We start from the raw sequence: 21,260 nt of genomic DNA, 5'->3' as shown, positions 1-21,260 counted from the left end.
AATGCTGCGATTCCGACTCGGACCGCTGAACGTACTCGTCGAGCGTAGGCGTCTGTCGCCGAAAAATAGGGACAAAAGCCCTATTTGTTCTCGGAGCGTTATCTAAGGACGATCCCTCGACGTGACTCAGTCGACGGCGACAGCTTCTTCACCGGACGCCTTGGCATCCACGCGATGACGCATATCGGTAATTTCTCGCTCGAAATCTTCTGCGGAGCTGAAGGATTTGTAGACCGACGCAAACCGGAGATATGCCACCTCGTCGAGGTTGCGTAAGGGGTCCAAGATCGCCAATCCCACTTCGTTGCTCGGAATCTCGGCCGAACCGGAAGCACGCACGGCATCCTCGACCTGCTGAGCCAATAAATTCAACGAATCGTTGTCGACATGACGACCCTGGCACGCGCGGCGCACACCCTTCACGACTTTCTCGCGACTGAAAGGCTCGGTGACACCACTGCGCTTGACAACTGACAGCACCGCTGTCTCGACAGTCGTGAAGCGACGACCACATTCGGGACACGAACGACGACGGCGAATTGCCTGACCTTCATCCGCCTCACGCGAGTCGACCACTCGGGAGTCAGGGTGCCGGCAGAACGGGCAATGCATCGCGGTTCCTTCTTCGTTGCCAGGAATGGCCGCAATTGAAGATTCCCACCAACTGCAAATCTTCGGAGGATCCACAGAGCAGATGCGCGACCACCCGAGGTGGTGTGACTGTCAAGCTCACAGCTTACTCGTTCGACACCACCCGAACGCATGCTCGGTCCTTCTCCGGCCACCGAGTGCCGATCACCCGCGCACTCCGAGACCTCGACTTGCACTGCGCTTACGTCAACGCCCCTGCGCGGCAGGAACAATCAGCGTCTGGCCTACCTTCAGCCTGGAATCATTCATTGCATTGAGATCCATGATCCGCTCGATGACGACCCCCACCGATTGACCGGGAGCAATATCGGCTGCGATGTCGCTCAACGATTCACCCGCTGCGACGCGCACAACGGAGGTAGCACCGACCGGATCCGAAGCACCACTTGTGGACACAGCCGCGAGCCCTACCAAACCGAGCACCGCGACGGCCGTCAACAGCACTCCCGTGGCCATGCTCCGCCAACCAACCCCGTCGGAACCGACACGATCGACATGGACAATATGAGGCGCCCGCGACACTCCCACTCGATTGCGGTGTTCGAAGTTCCCGCTATGTGGCCGTGAAGAATCCGAATCTCGATCGAATCGGCGATCACCAACCGGCTCACGAACGGAGTCACGACGTCCGCGGAATTCCGGCGTCTCGCGGCGGACGCGGTAAGCCATCGCCCCGACGGCCTCGTCGTATGGCGCGGCATCGTAGAACGACGCGTGATACTTGGGCGCCACCCGAGGATCCGGAAGTGCCTGATCAGAAGCTGGGTCGTACTCGAAAGCTGCGTCGTACTTCAGTGCTGCGTTGCCCATCTTGACCTCCGCGGATCTACACCGGCTCATTCGAACTCGTTAGCGGTTCGAACCTGCGTTCGATGGAACGCATGTTCGAATTTCTACCACGTCTGACTGACAAAGTCTTCTATTCGAGCGACACAGGTCGAACAGATGTTTGAAACCGCGAGCAATTGCGACTAGATTCGTGTCAGGTCACACAATGGGAATTCCGAACTGGGACTCCCGGGGCGACGTGTACGCACAGAGAACCACGCACCACCGACAACAAAGCTCGACCGAGACAACAAAGTTCGACCGAATAAGTCACAGCACCGCCGATAATCCTGATATCCACCGCTCGTCCACAAGCAATCACCGCAGACACGCAATCACCGCAATCACCGCAGACACGCAATCACCGCAATCACCGCAATCACCGCAAACACGGAAGGCTCAACGCCATGAAGGACGATCGCTCCACAAGTGCCGCAACGGCAGGCGTTGCCGCGACGTCAGCCGAAGCTCTCACCCAGCGGCAGCGCCGCGTTCTCGAAGTGATCCGGGATTCGGTGAGCGAGCGTGGATACCCGCCCAGCATCCGGGAGATCGGCGATGCGGTGGGACTGACGTCGACGTCGTCGGTCGCGCATCAACTCCGCACACTCGAGCGCAAGGGCTTCATTCGCCGCGACCCCAATCGCCCTCGAGCGGTGGATGTCCGAGGACTGGACGAGGTTGCCGCCGACACCGCTATCGCTTCGGTGACGAGGCATGCGTCGGAGATTCGTAGCGCCGCGGGCGATCCGCTTCCTGAGCCTGCATTTGTGCCGGTCCTCGGTCGCATCGCTGCCGGCGGGCCGATTCTTGCGGAAGAAGCCGTCGAAGACGTGTTCCCGCTCCCCCGCGAATTGGTCGGGCAGGGATCGCTGTTCATGCTCAAGGTTGTCGGTGAATCCATGGTCGAAGCTGCGATCTGCGACGGTGACTGGGTAGTCGTGCGTCAGCAGAATGTCGCCGAGAACGGCGACATCGTTGCTGCGATGATCGACGGCGAGGCGACGGTCAAGACATTCAAGCGGGTCAAGAAGGACGTGTGGCTGATGCCGCACAATCCCCTGTTCGAACCCATCTCCGGTAACAACGCCGTCATTCTCGGCAAGGTAGTCACCGTGATGCGCAAGATCTGACGCGTACAGATCAAAAACCAACTATGGCCCCGGCTGATGCCGGGGCCATAGTTGTCGCTGCTTCGATCAGAGGTTCAGGGACCGTCCGATGATTTCCTTCATGATCTCAGTCGTGCCGCCGTAAATGGTCTGCACGCGGGAATCCATGTACGCCTTGGCAACCGGGTATTCCTTCATGTATCCGTAGCCGCCGTGAAGCTGCAGGCAACGGTCGATCAGCTTGACCTGGGCCTCGGTGGTCCACCACTTGGCCATTGCGGCTTCCTGAACCGTCAGTTTCTCGGCGTTGAGCTGCTCGATGAACTTGTCGACGAGAACACGGACGGCGGTGGTCTCCGTCGCCAATTCGGCCAGCACGAATCGGGTGTTCTGGAAGCTGCCGATCGACTTGCCGAATGCCTTGCGGTCTCGGCAGTACTGGATGGTCTTCTCGAGAACGGATTCCATGGCCGCGGCAGCTACCACTGCGATGGAAAGACGTTCTTGCGGAAGGTTCTTCATCAGGTAGAGGAAGCCCATTCCCTCTTCACCGAGCAAGTTGGCAGCGGGCACCCGAACGTCGGTGAAGCTGAGTTCGGCGGTGTCCTGTGCCTTCATGCCGATCTTGTCGAGGTTGCGTCCGCGATCGAAGCCCGGCATGTCGCGCTCGACCACAAAGAGGCTGAAGCCTTGTGCGCCCTTGTCTGGATCGGTACATGCCACCACGATGACGAGATCGGCGTTGATGCCGTTGGTGATAAACGTCTTGGACCCGTTGAGGATCCAGTGGTCACCGTCGCGAACTGCCTTGGTCTTGATGCCCTGCAGGTCACTGCCAGTGCCGGGTTCGGTCATCGCGATCGCGGAGATCAGCTCGCCCGATGCAAATCCCGGTAGCCAGCGCTGCTTCTGTTCGTCGTTGCACAGATCGAGTAGGTACGGCGCCACAACGTCGTTGTGAAGGGTGAAGCCGAGCCCGCTGTACCCACCCTTGGTGGCTTCCTCGGTGATGATCGCGTTGTAGCGGAAGTCCTTTACACCGCCGCCACCGAATTCCTCGGGAACGGCCATTCCCAGAAAGCCCTGCTTTCCGGCTTCGACCCACACGCCACGATCGACGATGTTCTGCTCCTCCCACTGATCGTGGAAGGGTGCAACATGCTGTGCCAAGAACTTCTGGAAGGACTCCCGGAAAAGGTCATGCTCCGGTTCGAACAGGGTACGTTCCACGCCAGCTCCTACTGCTTCGATGCATCACGGGGCGAACGGATGTCCACTCGTCCCACCTGACTGTCGTTCTGACGGTAGAACTCCTGCGAGCACGCGTCGATGACTCGAACGATCACGATTCGTGACTGTACCGGTTACCTGTTACTCGAAGTACGGAATTTAGCTAGATAGCGCATGACCGGGTAGGCGACGAGGATGCCGATCGAGCCCCAGGCGATGCCGCCGAGTTCCACCGAGCCGATGGTGAGTGTCAGGTTGCCGATACCGGCGACCAGTGCGGCAGCGGCCACGGTGAGATTCACCGGATCGGTGAAATCGACCTTCGCTTCCATCCAGATCCGAACACCGAGAATGCCGATGAGGCCGTACAGCACCATGGTCGCGCCACCGATGACGCCGTTCGGAACCGTGAACACCAGCGCGCCGAACTTGGGCGAGAAAGCCAGGACGACCGCCGTGGCCGCCGCGACCCAGTACGCCGCAGTCGAGTAGACGCGGGTAGCCGCCATCACGCCGATGTTCTCGGCATACGTCGTAGTACCCGATCCTCCGCCCGCGCCGGCCAACGTCGTTGCGAGGCCGTCGGCAAAGAGTGCGTTTCCGGCCAGGTCGTCCAACGATTTTCCGGTCATCGCCGACACAGCCTTGACGTGTCCGACGTTCTCGGCGACCAGAACGATCACGACAGGCAGCGCCAATACGATGACCGACCAGTCGAACGACGGGCCGTGCAGGCTCGGGACACCGAACCAGTCGGCCTCGCGCAGTGCAGTAACACGCTCGCTGTCGAGGCCACCGTAGATTGCGGCAAAAACCCAGCCGATCACGACGCCGACAAGGATTCCGAGCCGGCCGAGCAAGCCCGGTCCGACCACGGTGACCAGAAGAATCGAGAACAACGTCACTGTCGCGATCAGGGGCTGCGACTGATACGACGCGGCTGCGGTCGGCGCCAAGTTCAGACCGATCAACGCCACGACAGCACCGGTCACCACAGGGGGCATGACCGCGTCGATCACCCGTCCGCCGATCACGCGCACGGCTACACCGATGAGCATCAGCACGATACCGACCGCCATGACCGCACCGAGCTGCGCGGCCGGGCCGGACCCAGCCGACGCCGTCAGCGGCGCGATGAACGCAAACGACGAACCGAGGTAACTCGGAATCCGTCCCTTGGTGATGATCAAGAACAGCGCGGTACCGATACCCGAGAACAGCAGAGTGGTCGTGACCGGAAAGCCGGTAATCGTCGGCACGAGCAGTGTCGCGCCGAACATCGCGATGACGTGCTGCATCCCGATGCCGACGGTTCGGGGCCAACTGAGCCGTTCGTCCGGGCGCACCACGGCGCCGTCGGCAATTCGTTTACCGTCGCCGTGGACAGTCCAACCGATTCCGCTGGCCCCGGTCGTCGTTTCTCGTTTAGTCACAGCCCGAAATACTAGGTCAGTGCTGGTACTGCGACCTCATTCGGTTCAACTCAGGGCGAGTGCAGCAGCCTTTCGTGCCGACGCCGGATCGCCAGTGGCAAGTACTGCGGCAGCCGCAGCGACACACTGCTCCATGGTGACGGAACCGACCTTGGCCCCGACGCCCGCAACGGACGCGGCAGCACACGAGAGTGACGAAACACCGAGTCCGGCAAGAACGCACGCCAACAACGGGTCCGCCGCCGCCTCTCCGCACACACCGACGCGCTTGCCGACTGCCTGACCGGCCTGCGCGGTACGAGCAACCAATGCGAGCACCGCCGGTTGCCACGGATCGGTGAGCTCCGCGAGTTCGGACGACATCCGATCGGCGGCCATCGTGTACTGAGCCAAGTCATTGGTGCCGATGGAGAGAAACTCGACGTGCTCGAGGATCTGATCAGCGAGCAAAGCCGCAGCCGGGACCTCGACCATGACGCCGGGAACGAGGCCACGGACTCGGACGGCCTCGGCAAAGCGCTTGGCTTCCGCCGGGGTCGCGATCATCGGCGCCATGACCCACGGCGACGAGCCCGTACGAGCTGCTGCAGCGGCGATCGCGTCGAGTTGCCGATCGAGAATTCCCATGTCCTGCCAGGCAATTCGGACGCCTCGAACACCGAGAGCGGGATTCGCCTCCTCCTGATGATTGGCGAACTTCAATGGCTTGTCCGACCCGGCATCGAGGGTGCGGACGATGATCTTCTTGCCCGCAAACGCTTCCAGAACTTCGGTATAGATTGCCGCCTGCTCGTCCACGGTCGGCTCGGTTTCACGTCCGAGGAAACACAGTTCGGTGCGGAACAGTCCGATACCGTCAGCTGCGGTGAGCGCCGCCGCCCGGGCACCTGCGCCGTCCTGGACATTGGCCAGTACGTCGACGGGCCGACCGTCGGCTGTGCGCCCTGGGCCCACCCAGGTGCTGACCCGCTCACGCTCGAGTCTGGACTGCTCGACCAGCGCCTTTGCCTTGTCTGCATCGGGATTGCTGATCACCTCACCGGTGGTCCCGTCGATCAGTACGGGAGTACCGGCTTGCACCGTCTCGAGGTCCTTGACTGCCACGATGCACGGAATTCCCAGCTGGCGGGCGATGATCGCGGTGTGGCTGGTGGGACCACCAAGGATGGTCACGAGTCCGATGATCTTGGTCGCGTCGAGACCAGCCGTGTCAGCCGGCGCAAGATCGTCGGCGCACAGAACGGACGGCGTCTCGGGGGCGGGAATTCCGGGTTCCGGCAGTCCGGACAGCTCTGCGATCACCCGATCGCGAATGTCCTTGAGGTCCGTCACACGCTCTGCCATCACCCCGCCGAGTTTCGTGAACATCGTCACGAACTGTTCGGTCGCTGCGATGGTGGCCTGAACCGGAGGCACCCCGGCAGCGATGGATTTCTTCGCTATCCCGATCCAGCCCCGGTCAGCTGCCATAGCCGCATTTGCCGTCAGCACCTCTGCGGCAGCGCCAGTGGCAGAGGCCGCTCGGGCGAGCAGTCGCCCTTCCACCGTCTTGGCCGCGGCGATGAAGTCGTCCTGAGCGGCGGCCCGCACCGACTCGTCCATTGGTGGGGCTTCTGCGATCAACTCGGGGCGCTGGGACGGCCAGATTGCCGGGCCGTAAGCGACTCCGGGAACAACCGGTGTTCCATGCACACTCGCGATATCGATCTGTTCGGTCATCGGTCCTCCTAGAAACGATTTGCCCGACTGGCCACCAACCGTAGGTCCCACGCCGCGCCGACTTCCTGTTCAGCTTTGTTGTGACGAAGATTACTCGCAACTCTTGACATGTCAACACACTCGGGCGTAAAACAACATAAAGCAACATTGACTGTGACTCGCACCGCACCCGCGAATCACGACCGGCACCAGCAACGGAGAGACTGTGTACGCGGAAGAACGCCAACAAGCGATAGGCACGATGGTGTCGCAGCGAGGACGCATGTCCGTGGCGGCACTGTCCGAGACCTTCGGCGTCACCACCGAAACCGTCAGACGCGATCTGGCCTTCCTCGAACGAATCGGGCAGGTACGACGCGTCCACGGCGGCGCAGTACCCACCGCCTCACTGCACGTCACCGAACCCGGCATGGCCGAACGTGATCAAACCCGCGCGGAACAGAAAGACCGCATCGCCCGTTGCGCGCTGTCGTACCTGCCGCCGAACGGCGGTAGCGCACTCTTCGACGCCGGCACCACCACCGGTCGGATGATTACCGAAATTCCGACCGATCTCGACTTCACTGCGATCACCAATTCCGTTCCGATCGGAGCGCGACTCGCGTCGATGAACTCGGTATCGCTCATCCTCGTCGGCGGCCGGGTTCGCGGAGTCACCCAAGCAGCGGTCGGCGAGGACGCACTACGACTGCTCGGCACCTTGCGTGTCGATGTCGCCTTCATCGGCACAAATGCCATCAGCCTCGGACACGGACTGTCCACCCCGGACAGCGAGGAGGCAGCAGTCAAACGAGCAATGGTCAAGGCCGCCAATCACGTAGTGGTACTAGCAGATTCAAGCAAGGTGGGCCGCGAGCATCTCATCAGCTTCGCGCCGTTGAGCAGCATCGACGTCCTCATCACCGACGAGGACATCACCCCGACCGACACGTCCGAGTTCCACGACCAGGGAATCGAGGTAGTCATCGCATGATCGTCACCCTGACAGCCAACCCGAGCATCGACCGAACGGTGCAACTGGAGCAACCACTCCAGCGTGGCTCAGTCCTGCGAGCCCACTCCACGCGCAGCGATCCGGGCGGCAAGGGGGTGAACGTGGCACGCGTCCTGAGCGCGGCGAAACTCGAGGTTCTCGCGATTCTTCCCGGAAACCCGGGCGACCCGCTCCTCAGCACACTTGCAGATGGCGCAATCCCCCACCTCGGCGTCGCAACCGAGGGCCTCGCGCGCACCAACATCACCGTCGCCGAACCGGACGGAACCACAACAAAGATCAACGAACCTGGCGCGGCCCTCTCCGGCACGACACTCGACAACCTGGCACGCGAACTCGTTTCACGAGCAGATGTAGCCAGCTGGATTGTGCTGTCCGGTTCCATTCCACCTGGCGTTGATCCCGGCTGGTACGGCGAACTTGTTGCGGCACTGCGCGATCACCCCTGCAAGGTCGCGGTCGACACCTCCGACGCGCCACTGTCCGCTCTTGCCGAGAACTTTCCGCTCACGGCGCCGGATCTCCTCAAGCCCAACGGCGAGGAGTTGGCGCAACTCACCGGCGTCGACGGCAATGCCCTGGAAAATGCTGCACAAGAAGGCGATCCGGGGCCGGCGATCGCTGCGGCCACTCTTCTGGTCGAACGCGGTGTCGGCGCGGTGCTCGCAACTCTCGGAGCAGCGGGAGCCGTATTGGTCACCGCCGAAGGCACCTGGATTGCCACCGCTCCCCCGATCGTCGCGGTCAGTACCGTCGGCGCGGGCGATTCCTCACTTGCCGGATACATCCTCGCCGCGACCGCCGGGGCTGATCCAGGGGAATGCCTTCGCCACGCTGTCGCCTACGGAAGCGCTGCCGCCTCCCTCCCCGGCACTACCCTCCCGACTCCAGATCAAGTCGATCTTGCAGGCGTCACGATCTCGTCTGCCACATCCGCACCCGCCCTGCCCACCGAACTCGCCTGACGCCGTAAGGAAATCGACATGTCCGAACCCACCGCACGCAGTTCCGGCTCCCCGATCATCAGCCCAGAACTGATCTCACTCGACACCAATCTCGGCGCCTCGAAAGAGGACGTCATCCGTGCGCTGGCCGCGCGACTGACCGCGGCGGGACGCGCCGACAACGCCGACGGTCTGGTCGACGCCGCCCTGGCCCGCGAAGCGCAGTCCGCCACCGGCCTACCCGGCGGAATCGCGATCCCGCATTGCCGCGCCGAGGCCGTGACGTCGGCGTCGCTGGGGTTTGCGCGCCTCGATCCGAAGGTCGACTTCGGAGCCCCGGACGGTCCTGCCGACCTGGTGTTCCTGATCGCCGCCCCCGAGGGCGCCGGCGCAGAACACATGAAGCTCCTGTCGTCGCTGGCTCGCGCCCTGGTGCGACCCGCATTTGTCACATCCCTTCGGGAAGCCCCGACGCCGGATGAGATCGTGCGGTTGGTCGACGAGGTGCTCAATCCGGCACCGGCAAAGCCGTCTACTCCAGAGCCGGCAGCTGCCGCTGTTTCCACAGCGAAACACTCAGCCGAGCCGACGCCGCCGGAACCGGCCCCGCCTGCCGCTGCCGAGCGTCACGTCGTTGCCGTCACGGCCTGCCCCACCGGAATCGCCCACACGTACATGGCCGCTGACTCGCTTGTTGCCGCCGGTGAACGCGCCGGTGTCACGGTCCACGTGGAAACACAGGGTTCGAGCGGCAGCACACCGCTCTCTCCGTCGCTGATCGCAAGTGCCGCGGCCGTCATCTTTGCCACCGATGTCGGGGTGAAGGGCCGCGAGCGGTTCGCCGGTAAACCCGTCGTGGCGTCCGGAGTGAAACGGGCGATCAACGAACCGGACAAGATGCTGGCCGAAGCACTCCGCGCCGCTGACAATCCCTCAGCGGCAACGGTGGACGGGACTGTCGCTGCCGGCGCGGATGACGGCGAGACCGGCGACGTCGGGTTCGGCACGCACCTGCGGCAGGTCCTTCTGACCGGTGTCAGCTACATGATTCCGTTTGTCGCCGCCGGTGGGTTGCTCATCGCACTCGGCTTCCTCCTCGGCGGTTACGAAATCTCCGGTCCCGCCGGGGACATCGTTCTCAACAACTCACTGACAAACCTGCCTGACGGCGGCCTCGCCACCTACCTCGGCGCCGTACTCTTCCAGATCGGTTCGCTGGCCTTCAGCTTCCTCGTGCCGGCGCTCGCGGGTTACATAGCCTTTGCCATCGCCGACAGGCCAGGTATCGCCCCCGGTTTCACGGCCGGCGCGGTAGCCGTCTTTGTCGGTGCCGGATTCATCGGCGGCCTCGTCGGCGGTCTGATCGCCGGTGTGGTCGCGCTGTACATCGGCCGGATCTCCGTACCGCAGTGGCTCCGCGGATTGATGCCCGTCGTGATCATTCCGCTGTTCGCCACCATGATCGTCGGCGCACTGATGTTCCTGGTCCTCGGTCGCCCCTTGGCCGCGATCACCACCGGACTCACCGACTGGCTCAACGGACTCTCGGGTAGCTCCGCCATCTTCCTCGGCATCATCCTCGGCCTGATGATGTGCTTCGACCTGGGCGGACCGGTCAACAAAGCTGCTTACGCCTTCGCCGTAGCCGGTCTGAACGTCGACGACCCCGCATCGCTGCGCATCATGGCCGCCGTCATGGCGGCCGGCATGGTCCCGCCGCTCGCGATGGCACTTGCATCCACCGTCCTGCGCCCCCAGTTGTTCAGTGAAGCAGAACGTGAAAACGGAAAAGCTGCCTGGTTGCTCGGCGCTGCCTTCATCTCCGAAGGCGCCATCCCCTTTGCCGCTGCCGACCCGTTGCGTGTCATTCCCTCGATGATGGCCGGCGGCGCCATCACCGGCGGTCTGATCATGGCATTCGACGTCACACTGAGCGCTCCGCACGGCGGAATCTTCGTATTCTTCGCAGTCGGCGGAATCGGCTGGTTCCTGGTTTCTCTCGCCGCCGGAACCGTCGTAGCTGCGCTGGCGGTCATCGGCGCAAAACAGTTCATCCGCAGTGGCCCGACAGACGCCGAGTTGGACCCCGAAATCGTGCCCGCTGCGGCATGATCGACATCACACCCACCACCACCCTGAGGAGTTCTCATGCCAAGTAAGACAGTTGCCGTAGGTTCCGCAGTTGGCCTCCACGCGCGCCCCGCTGCCCTCATCGCCGAAGCGGTGGGCGCCTCCGGAGCCACCGTGACTCTCGCCGTTGCCGGCGAAGAACCCGTGGACGCAGGCTCGGCGCTGATGATCATGACGCTCGGCGCCGCCAAGGGTGCCGAAGTCACCATCGAATCCGACGACATCGACGCCCTCGAGAAGGTTGCCGAGTTGGTTGCTGCCGACCTCGACGCCTGAATATCCGTCACCAGAGCCGGACGCTCGTATGAGTGTCCGGCTTTGGTGTTTCTATCTGCTGTGTTTCTATCTGCGCCTTCGGAAGCGGACGAGCAGACCACCACCGATGGCGATCACAACAACACCGCCGGCAATGCCCCACACCGCTGCGTTGCTCGACTCTTCGCCCGCTGACTCTCCGTTTTGCGACGCGAGTGCCATCTCGACTGCGCCGCGCAAGACGTACAGAGGCGGAAGCGCTTCACCCTTCGACTCGGAACCGATCACCAGATCGCCGGCTTCCGTGAAGGTGACGGACTCACCTTGAGGTTGATACGGCGTCGGGATGCGTAGCGGCCGCCCCTCGGTGAGTGCGGCGCCGATCCCCTTCTCGCCGACCCGGTAGAGATAGACATCCGAATAATTCCGCAGGGCCACCACCGAACCGTCTGCGGACACCGCGCCGCCGGTGAACATCGAAGCGGCAGTCCCGTCCCCTGTGCTGAGTGTTCCGACTCGCGTCAACGGTGTCGGCCCGGGTTCGGCCAGCGCGGAAATACTCTGGCCCTGCGCTGGTGTGTAGATACTGCTCGTTCCGAAAAGTTCCTTCGTGACGACGAATACGCGGCCACTTCGATCGACCAGCACTGCTTCGGCGTCGTGCGGTCCGTCTGGGTAGGTCGCGCGATGCAACGACGCGCTACCCGACGCGGGGTCGAGCGTGATGAACGCAACGGTCTCGCGGGTCCTGAGGTTGTCGCCGATGTCCGCGAGAATCAGCGATCCGTCGTACCACGCGAGATCCTCGATGTCGTACGGGTCGATCGGAACGGGAATCCGGTTTCGCACAACACAATCGGTGTCCAGTTCCAGGACAACTTCGTCGTTTCCACTGTCGCCGACCCCGTAGATCCGGTTGCCGACGGCCACCATGCCGGAGAGTTCCTCGAGTCCGGGATCGGTCGGTGTGCAGAGTGGCTCGAATACACCCGTCTCCGGGACGGGTGTATTCGATTGCGCTCCAGCACTTCCGGACAGCAGGACTACCAGTGCGCCGGTGGCAGCGGCAGTTGCGAAGTAAGAACTACGCACTCGGTGCGTACTCGACCAACTACGCACTCGGTGCGTACTCGACCAGAGCCGACGCCAACATCTGTGGAACGCGCGCGTGAACCCGGGTTCCCGATTCCTCGTGAGCCGACTCCAGAATTGTTCCGTCGGAATGGATCTTGGCCATCAGATCGCCGCGGTGGTACGGAACCAGAACGTCGACTTCCACGTCGGGGCGCACCAGAACCTCGGCAAGGTGGGCCCGCAATTCCGCAATTCCCTCGCCCGTCTTGGCAGAGACGAACACAGCGCCGGGAAGCAACGCACGCAACTGCGTGAGCGTCACGGGATCTGCGGCGTCGATCTTGTTCACCACGATCAACTCCGGCGGCGCAGGCGAATTGGTCTCGCGCAGAACGTCCGTGATCACTTCCCGAACAGCTTTGATCTGTTCGGTGGGCAACGCATCGGAACCGTCCACGACGTGCATCAGCAGATTCGCGTCGGCAACCTCTTCCAGGGTCGAGCGGAATGCCTCGATCAACTGGGTAGGAAGGTGCCGAACAAAACCGACGGTGTCGGTCAGTACGTACTCGCGGCCGTCTTCGAGCGACGCCCGACGAGTAGTCGGATCCAGGGTGGCGAACAGTGCGTTTTCCACCAGTACGCCTGCCCCGGTGAGCGAATTGAGCAAGCTCGACTTACCGGCGTTGGTGTAGCCGACGATGGCAACAGCGGGGATGTCACTGCGCAGTCGACGCGTCCGCTTGGTGTCGCGGGCCGCCTTCATGGCCTTGATCTCGCGCCGCAGTTTTGCCATGCGCTCACGAATGCGTCGACGGTCGGTTTCGATCTTGGTCTCACCGGGACCACGCAGGCCCACACCGCCGTTGCTGCCGGCACGGCCACCAGCCTGGCGCGACATCGACTCGCCCCAACCACGCAGGCGAGGAAGCATGTACTCCATCTGAGCGAAAGCGACCTGAGCTTTACCTTCGCGGGACGTGGCGTGCTGAGCAAAGATATCGAGAATCAGGGCGGTGCGGTCGATGACCTTGACCTTGACGATCTTCTCCAGCGCGGTGAGCTGCGCAGGTGTCAATTCACCGTCGCAGACGACCGTGTCGGCGCCGGTCGAGAGCACGATTTCACGTAGTTCCTGGGCCTTGCCGGAACCGATGTACGTAGCCGTATCGGGTTTGTCGCGGCGCTGTACCAAGCTGTCGAGAACCTCTGATCCGGCCGTGTCCGCCAGTGCAGCCAACTCGGCCATGCTGGACTCTGCCTGCTCAGCAGTTCCCTGGGTCCAGACACCGACCAGGACAACACGCTCGAGGCGCAGCTGGCGGTACTCGACCTCGGTGACGTCTTCCAACTCGGTGGACAGTCCCGCAACGCGGCGCAATGCACCACGCTCGGAAAGCTGCATTTCACCAACCGACGGCGTTCCGGAACCGGAAGACGCTGCGTAGTCGGACTCGTCGGCTGTGTACTCGGCCTGCTCGCCTGCCGGTGAAGAGTCGGCAGCAAACGATTCTGCAGACTCGTCTGCAGTGGATTCTTGATTGTCATGTGATTTCGTCATACAAGATCCATGTTCCCACGAAACCTCACAGCGGCGCATCCGCTTTTCGCGCACGGCATACGCAGCTCACGCAAGTGATCGCCACCAGTCATCGCTGATCGATCCGGCTGCGAGCAGAACCGACGGTCCGCGAAGCTCGGCAACACCCTTGTCGATCGCAACCTGAACCGCGCCGCCGAGAACCTTGACGGTGACGGTGCCGTCGCTGCGACCGTCGTGGCGCAGCGCCGCAGCGGCTGCGGCAACAGTTCCGGTGCCACACGAGCGAGTCTCGCCGACACCGCGCTCGTACACCCGCATGCTGACGCCGCCGTCTTCGAGTGGCGTCACGAATTCAACGTTCACGCCATGCGGGAAGAACGCCGGATCGAATGCCGGTGCGATGGACAGATCGAGGGCCGCCAACTGCTCGGCGTGCAGATCCTTCTCGACGCAGGCCAGGTGCGGATTGCCGACATCGATTCCCAGCCCGGTGAAGGCCCTGCCTTCGATGCTGGCGCTGCTGGTCCCCAGCTCGGTGACGGTTCCCATGCCTACGGTCACATCACCCGCGGTGGCGCCTGTGGCGTGAACTACCACCGGCCTCGCTCCGGCCCGGCTGCCGACCACGAACTCGCGACGGTTCTCGAGGCCGGAGGCAGTCAGGTAATGCGCGAACACGCGAACACCGTTGCCACACATCTCGGCGATCGAGCCGTCGCCGTTGCGGTAGTCCATGAACCAGTCGTCGGCGGCAATTCCCGTCGGAATCTCGGTCAGGACACCGGCATCGGCGAGTGCACCGGCCCGCGCGACACGCAGAATCCCGTCGGCGCCCAATCCCTGACGACGGTCACAGAGCGCTGTGACGCGCGCCGGCTCGAGATCGATCGCGACATCGAGATCGGGAAGCACGACAAAGTCGTTCTGAGTGCCGTGGCCCTTGCTGAAATCCATGGGCGCCATCCTATCCGGACCTACCAGACCGTTACGCCGGTGAGGCCGTGACCACCAGGTTGTGCTCATAAGTGAATCCGGAGGGCATCGACGGATCAGGAACCGTCGGGCCGCCGCAGGTAACCAGAACCAGCCTCGGTGCACCCGTGTCCTCGAAGAACTCGGCCGGCAACGCCACCTTCTCGTAGAGCTTCAGACTCGCCGCGGTGTACGTGTACATGGTGCCCGCGTCGTCGGTGGCGTAGATCGGCGTTCCCGGTTTGATCTGGTGCAACGGCCAGAGCGCGCCGTGGGTGCGGTCGCCGTCGTCGACGTGCCCGGCAACAAGATTGGTGCCGTCCGGCTCACCGAAATGTACGTCGTTGAGGAAGTGCGAGACCTTGTCGGGGTGCGGAAGGATCATGCCGCGATTGGCGCCCAGACCACTGGTCACGATGTCGGCCCGCACGTCGAGGTCCGGGATCGCGAGTGTGTTCGGAGGCAGATCGGTCGGTGCCGCAGCCCAGACCATGCCGGGGTCCGGCGCTGTTCCGACCTCGAACGGAGCATCGGGCAATGGTGCGCTGATCGGTTTTCCCGCGGCACTGACAGCCAGGTAGACGAGGATGCCACCCGCCGCGAGAAACACGACGAGGAGAAGAATCAGGGGCAGAGTTGTCTTGCGCCTGCGGGGCGTTCGAGCGTGCGCCGCCGTCTGCACCATGTTCTCTTCACCCTTCGTCAGCCGGTCACCATGACCGATATCCATAACTGTAAGATAGCTGAATTCGGGGATTCGTTACACATCGGGCCGTGCAACTAGCGAATTTCCCCCTCTACAGCTGCGCGCGCGGCGTCCAGCAAATCGTCAGCGCCGCCGTCGAGCCAGTGCACTCGCGGATCGCGACGGAACCACGACCGCTGACGCCGAACGTATCGTCGAGTCCCGATGAAGGTACGTTCGAGCGCCTCAGCGAGGTTGTACTCACCGTCGAGATGCGCCAGCACCTGTGCGTAGCCGATCGCTCGCGGCGCTGTCACGCCGTCGCGAAGACCCTGCTCGATCAACGCCTCGACTTCACCGACCAATCCGGTGTCGAACATCAACTCCGTACGCAGTCGAATACGCGCATCCAACCGTTCCGTCTCCCGATCGACACCTAATATCCTTGTGCCCCAACGAGGTTCACCGATCTGCGGAGCTGATGCCGCGAAGGGCTGACCGGTCAACTCCACCACCTCCAGCGCCCGCACCATGCGGCGACCGTCGGTCGGAAGGATCGACGCAGCCGCGGTGGGATCCGCCGCCACCAGCGCGGCATGCACCGCCGCAATCCCCTCGTCGGCAAGAACAGACTCCCACCGCGCACGCACAACAGGGTCCGTAGCCGGGAAGGCCCACTCGTCGAGAAGTGACTGCACGTACATCATGGAACCACCGACGATGACGGGTACTTTGCCCTCCGCCATCAGCCGCTCCGCGATTGTCATGGCGTCGTGTTGGTACCGCGCCACAGTGGCCGTCTCGGTGACATCGAGCACGTCGAGCAGGTGATGCGGAATCCCCCGACGTTCACCGGGTGAAAGTTTTGCAGTTCCGATATCCATGCCGCGATAGAGCTGCATCGCGTCGATGTTGATGATCTCGCCGCCGAACTCCTGCGCCAGATCGAGCGCAAGATCGGACTTGCCCGCAGCCGTCGGACCGACCACGGCGATGGGTCGACAATCTCCAGCTTTAGAATCCGCGGTTTTGCTCACCGGCGCCACATCCCGACGTGATAGCCGACGCCAAGCGGTGCACTGCTGTAGTGCACCACCGCGTCGGGTTGCTCGGTGAAGACCGACGCCAAGACCTGCCACGCGGCCCGGCCCGACGCACCTATCTCGTCGCACAGCGCAGGATCCAGGTCCAGAAGCGCCGCCCGATCACCCTGCTCGAGCGCAGCGTCGATCACTGCCTGAAGTGGCGCGGCTCGCTCGTCGAAGCTGCCCGGCGCCTTGGGGGTCAAGGTCGACGCTCCATCAGCGAGGACCAGCAGGCCGACCGGCTCGTCTCCGGCGTCCAGGAGTTCACGCAGCCGCGCGCCGAGTGTGCGGCATTCGTCCACCGACGCGTTAGTTGAAATCAGGTGTACATCGACGGACACGTCCGGCCCGGCCTGCTCGCGGAGCCAGCCCGCGACCAGAGCAGTCAACGGCAGCTCCGGATTGACCGGCCCGCGGGCATCGCCGTCGAGTCGGGTGCGAACGTCAGCTCCGAAGCCGGCAAAGGTCCCGACTTCTCCCCGTCCCACGCCTGCTGTTCCAGCCGTTTCCAGGACTTTCTCGGTGTCGGCGCCCACGGCGATCCATCGCGTCGCCGTGGCTGCCAGTTCCTGAACTACCTGGAGCACAGCCGCCCTGACCTCGCCGGCCGGAGCCGAGTCGCCCGACAATTGGGGAACAAGAAGTGGGGGTGACGGGACCAGTGCGGCAGCTGTGAACACAGATGCCACGCTAGTCCAACCCGAGGTGACAACCTGACACCCTGTTACCTGATTCAATAGTCGTAGAACGTGAGTACCGGGTTCAATGGAACCAGGAATGCGATCAGGCAGCCGTGACGCGCGGCAGAGACGAGGACCGATGACCGAGAACAGCGAACCCACCACCGGAACAGAGACCAACTCGGCACCCGGCACACCAACCCCCGGTGCTGCCAAGCCGAGCGCGTCGACGCCCAAACCGGGCGCTCCGAAACCAGGTGGACCGCGACCAGGCGCGCCACGGCCAGGACCGGCTGCCAGTCGGCCGGCAGTACCGACTACCCCGGCAAGCGACCCGAGCAAGTTCGGCCGCGTCGAGGAAGACGGCACCGCCTGGGTGAAGACTGCCGACGGAGAACGCCAGATCGGATCCTGGCAGGCCGGTGACGCCGCCGAGGGGCTGGCCCACTTCGGTCGCCGCTACGACGACCTCGCCACCGAGGTCACTCTGCTCGAGGCGCGACTGACCTCGGGTGCCGGTGATGCGAAGAAAACCAAGGCCGCAGCCGTTGCGCTCCTGGAAACCCTTCCCACGGCAGCCGTGATCGGCGATCTCGACGCTCTTGCCACACGCCTCGATCACATTGTTGCCGGGTCGGACGAAGCCGCAGCTCACGCCAAGGAGGAGAAGGAGCAGTCGCGGGCAACCAATACTGCACGCAAGGAAGCCCTTGCCGCCGAGGCTGAGCAGATCGGTACACAATCCACCCAGTGGAAGACCGCAGGCGATCGTCTCCGCGAAATTCTCGACGAGTGGAAGACCATCCGGGGTATCGATCGTAAGGTCGACGACGCCCTGTGGAAGAGATACTCCAAGGCCCGCGAATCCTTCAATCGACGACGCGGCGCACACTTCGCTGAATTGGACCGCGACCGGGCCAGCGCCCGCTCCACCAAGGAAGAATTGGTCGAGCGCGCCGAAAAGCTGTCGACGTCCACCGAATGGGGACCGACAGCGGGGCAGTTCCGCGATCTTCTGACCGAGTGGAAAGCCGCAGGCCGCGCCCCTCGCGAGGCTGACGACACTCTGTGGGACCGGTTCAAGACCGCGCAGGACGTCTTCTTTGCAGCGCGTAATGCCGCGGCCGCGGAACGTGACGCAGAGTTCGAGGAGAACGCAAAAGCCAAGGAAGCGCTGTTGGCCTCGCACGCCAACATCGATCCCGAGCACGGCCTCGACAGTGCCCGCGCGTCACTGCGTGACCTGCAGGAAAAGTGGGACGCCATCGGCAAGGTCCCGCGTGATCGCATGCAGGACCTCGAGGCACGGCTTCGCGCTCTCGAGAGCAAGGTCCGTGACGCCGTCGACGCACAGTGGCGTCGTACCGACCCGGAGGCCCTCGCCCGCGTAGCCCAGTTCAAGGAACGGGTCACGCAGTTCGAGGAGCAGGCCGCCAAGGCTGAAGCTGCCGGCAAGACCAAGGATGCGGAGAAGGCGCGCGCTCAGGCCAAGCAGTGGCAAGAGTGGGCAGACGCAGCCGAAGGCGCAGTGAACGACTGAGCAGCCGAAGGCGCAGTTAACGACTGAGCGGATTTACCGTCGGCCGGCCCCGTTATGCGGGGTCAGCCGGCGTTCCACTCCTGATTCTTCTCAGCTTCCGCAGCAGCGATCCGGCGCTGTTCCTCGGCAGCCAACTGAATTGTCGTGCGCGCCCAGACGACCTTGAGCCAGTGGAACGTCAGGAATATGACGGTGAACCAGCCGATGACAAGTCCGATCGACGGTCCGGCTACGTGGAACGCTTCGGGAATTGTCTGACGCGACCAAATTGCCATCATGCCGAGCGCACTTGCGACGGCACTACCGGCCAGCGCGATCCACGCCACCGACCAACGACGCGTGACCAAGGCGAGCATCGAGAATCCGATGCCGAAGATCACAACAAACCAGACATACAGTCGCGAGAACAGTGCGATTCGCTCGGAAACCGCGTCCTGGTTGAACGCCAAGACGTCCCAGCCGTTGGCTGCCCCGGCGTGCGGAAGCGCAAGCGTTCCGACGAGCACCAGAACGGCAATCGCAACAACCATCGCTCGAACACCCGGATCGATTTCGCCGGCAATCTTCCGCTCGACGGCGTCGAGATCGGAACGGTATTCCTCGAACGAGGCATCGTCACCGGAAGGCGACGTTCTGTTGTCGTGTGCTGAACTCATGAATTGCATCCCATCTGAACGGGTTGTGGGGCTGGGGCACCGATCTTCGGCAGTCCGAGACCGACACCGATCGGTGCGGTCTTGGGCGTGATGCCCTGGTCGAAAGAATCTCCGGCGCGCGTGCGCCGATGGGTGAGCACTCCGTCGTCCGCAACGAGGTGGTGCGGCGCGCCGTGCGTGATGACCACCGTCACGACGTCGCCGGGGCGAATCGAGGTGTTCACGTTGCCTTCGGGCCGGAAATGCACCAAACGCCCATCGCGTGCGCGACCGCTCATTCGGTGCGTCGCCGCATTCTTACGGCCCTCACCTGCCGCAACAAGGAGCTCCACTTCGGTGCCCACGAGTTTGCGGTTCTCTTCGATGTTGACTTCTTCCTGCACCGCCAGAAGCCTCACGTAGCGTTCCTGGACCACGTCCTTGGGGATCTGGTCTTCCATCTCTGCCGCAGGCGTGCCCGGGCGGATGGAGTACTGGAACGTGTACGCATTCGAGAACCGCGCCTTGCGTACGACATCGAGGGTTTCCTGGAAATCCTCTTCGGTTTCGCCGGGGAAGCCCACGATGATGTCGGTGGTGATCGCGGCGTGCGGCATCGCGGCACGCACCTTCTCGATGATTCCGAGGTACTTCGACTTGCGGTAGGAACGCTTCATCGCCTTGAGGACCTTGTCGGACCCGGACTGCAACGGCATGTGCAACTGCGGGCACACATTGGCAGTGGTGGCCATAGCGTCGATGACGTCGTCGGTGAATTCGGCGGGGTGCGGTGACGTGAATCGGACGCGCTCGAGTCCCTCGATGTTTCCGCAGGCCTTCAGCAGGGACGCAAAAGCCCCGCGATCACGCGGTTGCTCGGGGTCGGCAAACGACACGCCGTAGGCGTTGACGTTCTGACCGAGCAGAGTCACCTCGGACACGCCTTCGTTCACGAGGGCCTGCACCTCGGCCAGGATGTCGCCCGGACGACGATCTACTTCCTTGCCGCGCAGCGCCGGGACGATACAGAAGGTACAGGTGTTGTTGCAGCCAACCGAGATGGAAACCCAACCGGCATAGGCAGATTCACGCTTCGCGGGCAGCGTCGACGGAAATGCCTCCAGCGCGTCGAGGATCTCGACCTCGGCCCGTTGATTGTGACGCGCACGGTCGAGCAGCGCGGGCAGCGAACCGATATTGTGCGTTCCGAAGACCACGTCGACAATCGGCGCCCGCTTGACGACGGTCTCGCGATCCTTCTGTGCAAGGCATCCACCGACAGCAATCTGCATGTCGGGCTTGGCCTTCTTGTTCTGCGCCAACATACCGAGTGTTCCGTACAGTTTGTTGTCGGCATTCTCGCGGACGGCACAGGTGTTGAAGACCACCAGATCGGGATCGACACCGGACTCCACCTTGCGATAACCCGCATCTTCGAGAAGTCCCGACAGACGTTCGGAATCGTGGACGTTCATCTGGCATCCGTGAGTCCGCACTTCATACGTGCGGGCAGGGGGCACTGCGGTGGTTGCCGAGGCTTCAGCGGTGGTCGCCGCAGGCGCGGTAGGGGTCTTTTCGTCGATCAGTGACACGCTTCAGCCTAGCTCACGTCCACTACGGCGTGTAATAACGCCCAGGTAAACCGACAAAGCGCCACATAAACGTCAACGGCGTAGAATTTTCACTACCGTTACGCGGAACCCTGACGAAATGCGGGGCACAGACGGAAACTACGCCTAAGGTTCTCGGT

The 21,260-nt window shown here is 63.0% G+C and carries 19 protein-coding genes; 6 read left to right on the top strand and 13 right to left on the bottom strand.

The genetic code is table 11. The annotated features are described in order from the left end of the window. Positions 1–126 precede the first annotated feature (126 nt). Positions 127–612 carry a transcriptional regulator NrdR gene (gene nrdR, locus CJ178_RS02965; RefSeq protein WP_033234817.1) on the bottom strand — a complete coding sequence of 162 codons (486 nt, stop codon included), beginning with the start codon at positions 610–612 and terminating at the stop codon, positions 127–129. Between the two features lie 225 nt (positions 613–837). Continuing rightward, complete coding sequence (locus CJ178_RS02960) at positions 838–1,461, bottom strand: LysM peptidoglycan-binding domain-containing protein (protein ID WP_051730546.1); 624 nt, start codon at positions 1,459–1,461, stop codon at positions 838–840. Positions 1,462–1,886: 425 nt separating this feature from the next. Between CJ178_RS02960 and lexA the strand changes: the two genes are divergently transcribed. After that, complete coding sequence (lexA, locus tag CJ178_RS02955) at positions 1,887–2,612, top strand: transcriptional repressor LexA (protein WP_033234818.1); 726 nt, start codon at positions 1,887–1,889, stop codon at positions 2,610–2,612. A gap of 66 nt (positions 2,613–2,678) precedes the next feature. On the opposite strand, the gene CJ178_RS02950 is transcribed toward lexA, so the two are convergent. The 3 genes from CJ178_RS02950 to CJ178_RS02940 all read right to left on the bottom strand — a co-directional run bounded on the left by CJ178_RS02950 (position 2,679) and on the right by CJ178_RS02940 (position 6,973). After that, positions 2,679–3,821 carry an acyl-CoA dehydrogenase family protein gene (locus tag CJ178_RS02950; protein WP_033234819.1) on the bottom strand — a complete coding sequence of 381 codons (1,143 nt, stop codon included), beginning with the start codon at positions 3,819–3,821 and terminating at the stop codon, positions 2,679–2,681. Positions 3,822–3,955: 134 nt separating this feature from the next. Beyond that, entirely contained in the window at positions 3,956–5,254 is a 1,299-nt protein-coding gene (locus CJ178_RS02945; RefSeq protein ID WP_045067399.1) for a uracil-xanthine permease family protein, read from the bottom strand. A gap of 45 nt (positions 5,255–5,299) precedes the next feature. Beyond that, a complete protein-coding gene (locus tag CJ178_RS02940; RefSeq protein WP_095886071.1) occupies positions 5,300–6,973 on the bottom strand; it encodes a phosphoenolpyruvate--protein phosphotransferase in 1,674 nt (557 codons plus the stop codon). A gap of 205 nt (positions 6,974–7,178) precedes the next feature. On the opposite strand from CJ178_RS02940, the gene CJ178_RS02935 reads away from it, so the two are divergent. The 4 genes from CJ178_RS02935 to CJ178_RS02920 are packed head-to-tail and all read left to right on the top strand — an operon-like array spanning position 7,179 to position 11,317. Then, positions 7,179–7,946: a DeoR/GlpR family DNA-binding transcription regulator gene (locus tag CJ178_RS02935; protein WP_045067396.1), complete on the top strand. Its 768-nt coding sequence runs from the start codon at positions 7,179–7,181 to the stop codon at positions 7,944–7,946. Further along, positions 7,943–8,932, top strand: a complete 990-nt coding sequence (gene pfkB, locus CJ178_RS02930) for a 1-phosphofructokinase (RefSeq protein ID WP_033234822.1) — start codon at positions 7,943–7,945, stop codon at positions 8,930–8,932. Before CJ178_RS02935 ends, pfkB begins: the two co-directional genes overlap by 4 nt. Positions 8,933–8,950: 18 nt before the next feature. Next, complete coding sequence (locus tag CJ178_RS02925) at positions 8,951–11,023, top strand: PTS fructose transporter subunit IIABC (RefSeq protein WP_095886070.1); 2,073 nt, start codon at positions 8,951–8,953, stop codon at positions 11,021–11,023. A gap of 36 nt (positions 11,024–11,059) precedes the next feature. Next, positions 11,060–11,317, top strand: a complete 258-nt coding sequence (locus tag CJ178_RS02920) for an HPr family phosphocarrier protein (protein ID WP_033234824.1) — start codon at positions 11,060–11,062, stop codon at positions 11,315–11,317. Between the two features lie 66 nt (positions 11,318–11,383). Here CJ178_RS02920 and CJ178_RS02915 read toward each other — a convergent pair whose 3' ends face one another. From CJ178_RS02915 to CJ178_RS02890, 6 genes are all read right to left on the bottom strand, one after another. Beyond that, positions 11,384–12,388 carry a hypothetical protein gene (locus tag CJ178_RS02915; protein ID WP_257012987.1) on the bottom strand — a complete coding sequence of 335 codons (1,005 nt, stop codon included), beginning with the start codon at positions 12,386–12,388 and terminating at the stop codon, positions 11,384–11,386. 19 nt (positions 12,389–12,407) lie between these two features. After that, complete coding sequence (gene hflX, locus CJ178_RS02910; protein ID WP_045067393.1) at positions 12,408–13,931, bottom strand: GTPase HflX; 1,524 nt, start codon at positions 13,929–13,931, stop codon at positions 12,408–12,410. Between the two features lie 66 nt (positions 13,932–13,997). Beyond that, on the bottom strand, positions 13,998–14,867 hold the full coding sequence (dapF, locus tag CJ178_RS02905; protein ID WP_095886069.1) for a diaminopimelate epimerase: 870 nt from the start codon (positions 14,865–14,867) through the stop codon (positions 13,998–14,000). A gap of 31 nt (positions 14,868–14,898) precedes the next feature. Beyond that, positions 14,899–15,615 (bottom strand): class F sortase, encoded by a 717-nt coding sequence (locus tag CJ178_RS02900; RefSeq protein WP_257012986.1) that lies wholly within the window; start codon positions 15,613–15,615, stop codon positions 14,899–14,901. 50 nt (positions 15,616–15,665) lie between these two features. Beyond that, complete coding sequence (gene miaA / locus CJ178_RS02895; protein WP_095887805.1) at positions 15,666–16,607, bottom strand: tRNA (adenosine(37)-N6)-dimethylallyltransferase MiaA; 942 nt, start codon at positions 16,605–16,607, stop codon at positions 15,666–15,668. After that, positions 16,604–17,335 (bottom strand): class III extradiol dioxygenase subunit B-like domain-containing protein, encoded by a 732-nt coding sequence (locus tag CJ178_RS02890; RefSeq protein WP_095886068.1) that lies wholly within the window; start codon positions 17,333–17,335, stop codon positions 16,604–16,606. The genes miaA and CJ178_RS02890 overlap by 4 nt, the downstream gene beginning before the upstream one ends. A gap of 139 nt (positions 17,336–17,474) precedes the next feature. On the opposite strand from CJ178_RS02890, the gene CJ178_RS02885 reads away from it, so the two are divergent. Beyond that, positions 17,475–18,875, top strand: a complete 1,401-nt coding sequence (locus CJ178_RS02885; protein WP_095886067.1) for a DUF349 domain-containing protein — start codon at positions 17,475–17,477, stop codon at positions 18,873–18,875. Between the two features lie 62 nt (positions 18,876–18,937). Here the strand turns inward: CJ178_RS02885 and CJ178_RS02880 are convergent, their stop codons facing one another. Continuing rightward, positions 18,938–19,531 (bottom strand): Rv2732c family membrane protein, encoded by a 594-nt coding sequence (locus CJ178_RS02880; RefSeq protein WP_033234997.1) that lies wholly within the window; start codon positions 19,529–19,531, stop codon positions 18,938–18,940. Then, positions 19,528–21,030 carry a tRNA (N6-isopentenyl adenosine(37)-C2)-methylthiotransferase MiaB gene (miaB, locus tag CJ178_RS02875; protein ID WP_219112761.1) on the bottom strand — a complete coding sequence of 501 codons (1,503 nt, stop codon included), beginning with the start codon at positions 21,028–21,030 and terminating at the stop codon, positions 19,528–19,530. Before miaB ends, CJ178_RS02880 begins: the two co-directional genes overlap by 4 nt. Between the last annotated feature and the right edge of the window lie 230 nt (positions 21,031–21,260).

It is taken from the genome of Rhodococcus sp. ACPA4 (assembly GCF_002300185.1).
Taxonomy (GTDB): domain Bacteria; phylum Actinomycetota; class Actinomycetes; order Mycobacteriales; family Mycobacteriaceae; genus Rhodococcus_F; species Rhodococcus_F globerula.
The sequence above is the reverse complement of the archived record's forward strand: the minus strand, read 5'-3'. Positions and strand labels throughout refer to the sequence as shown.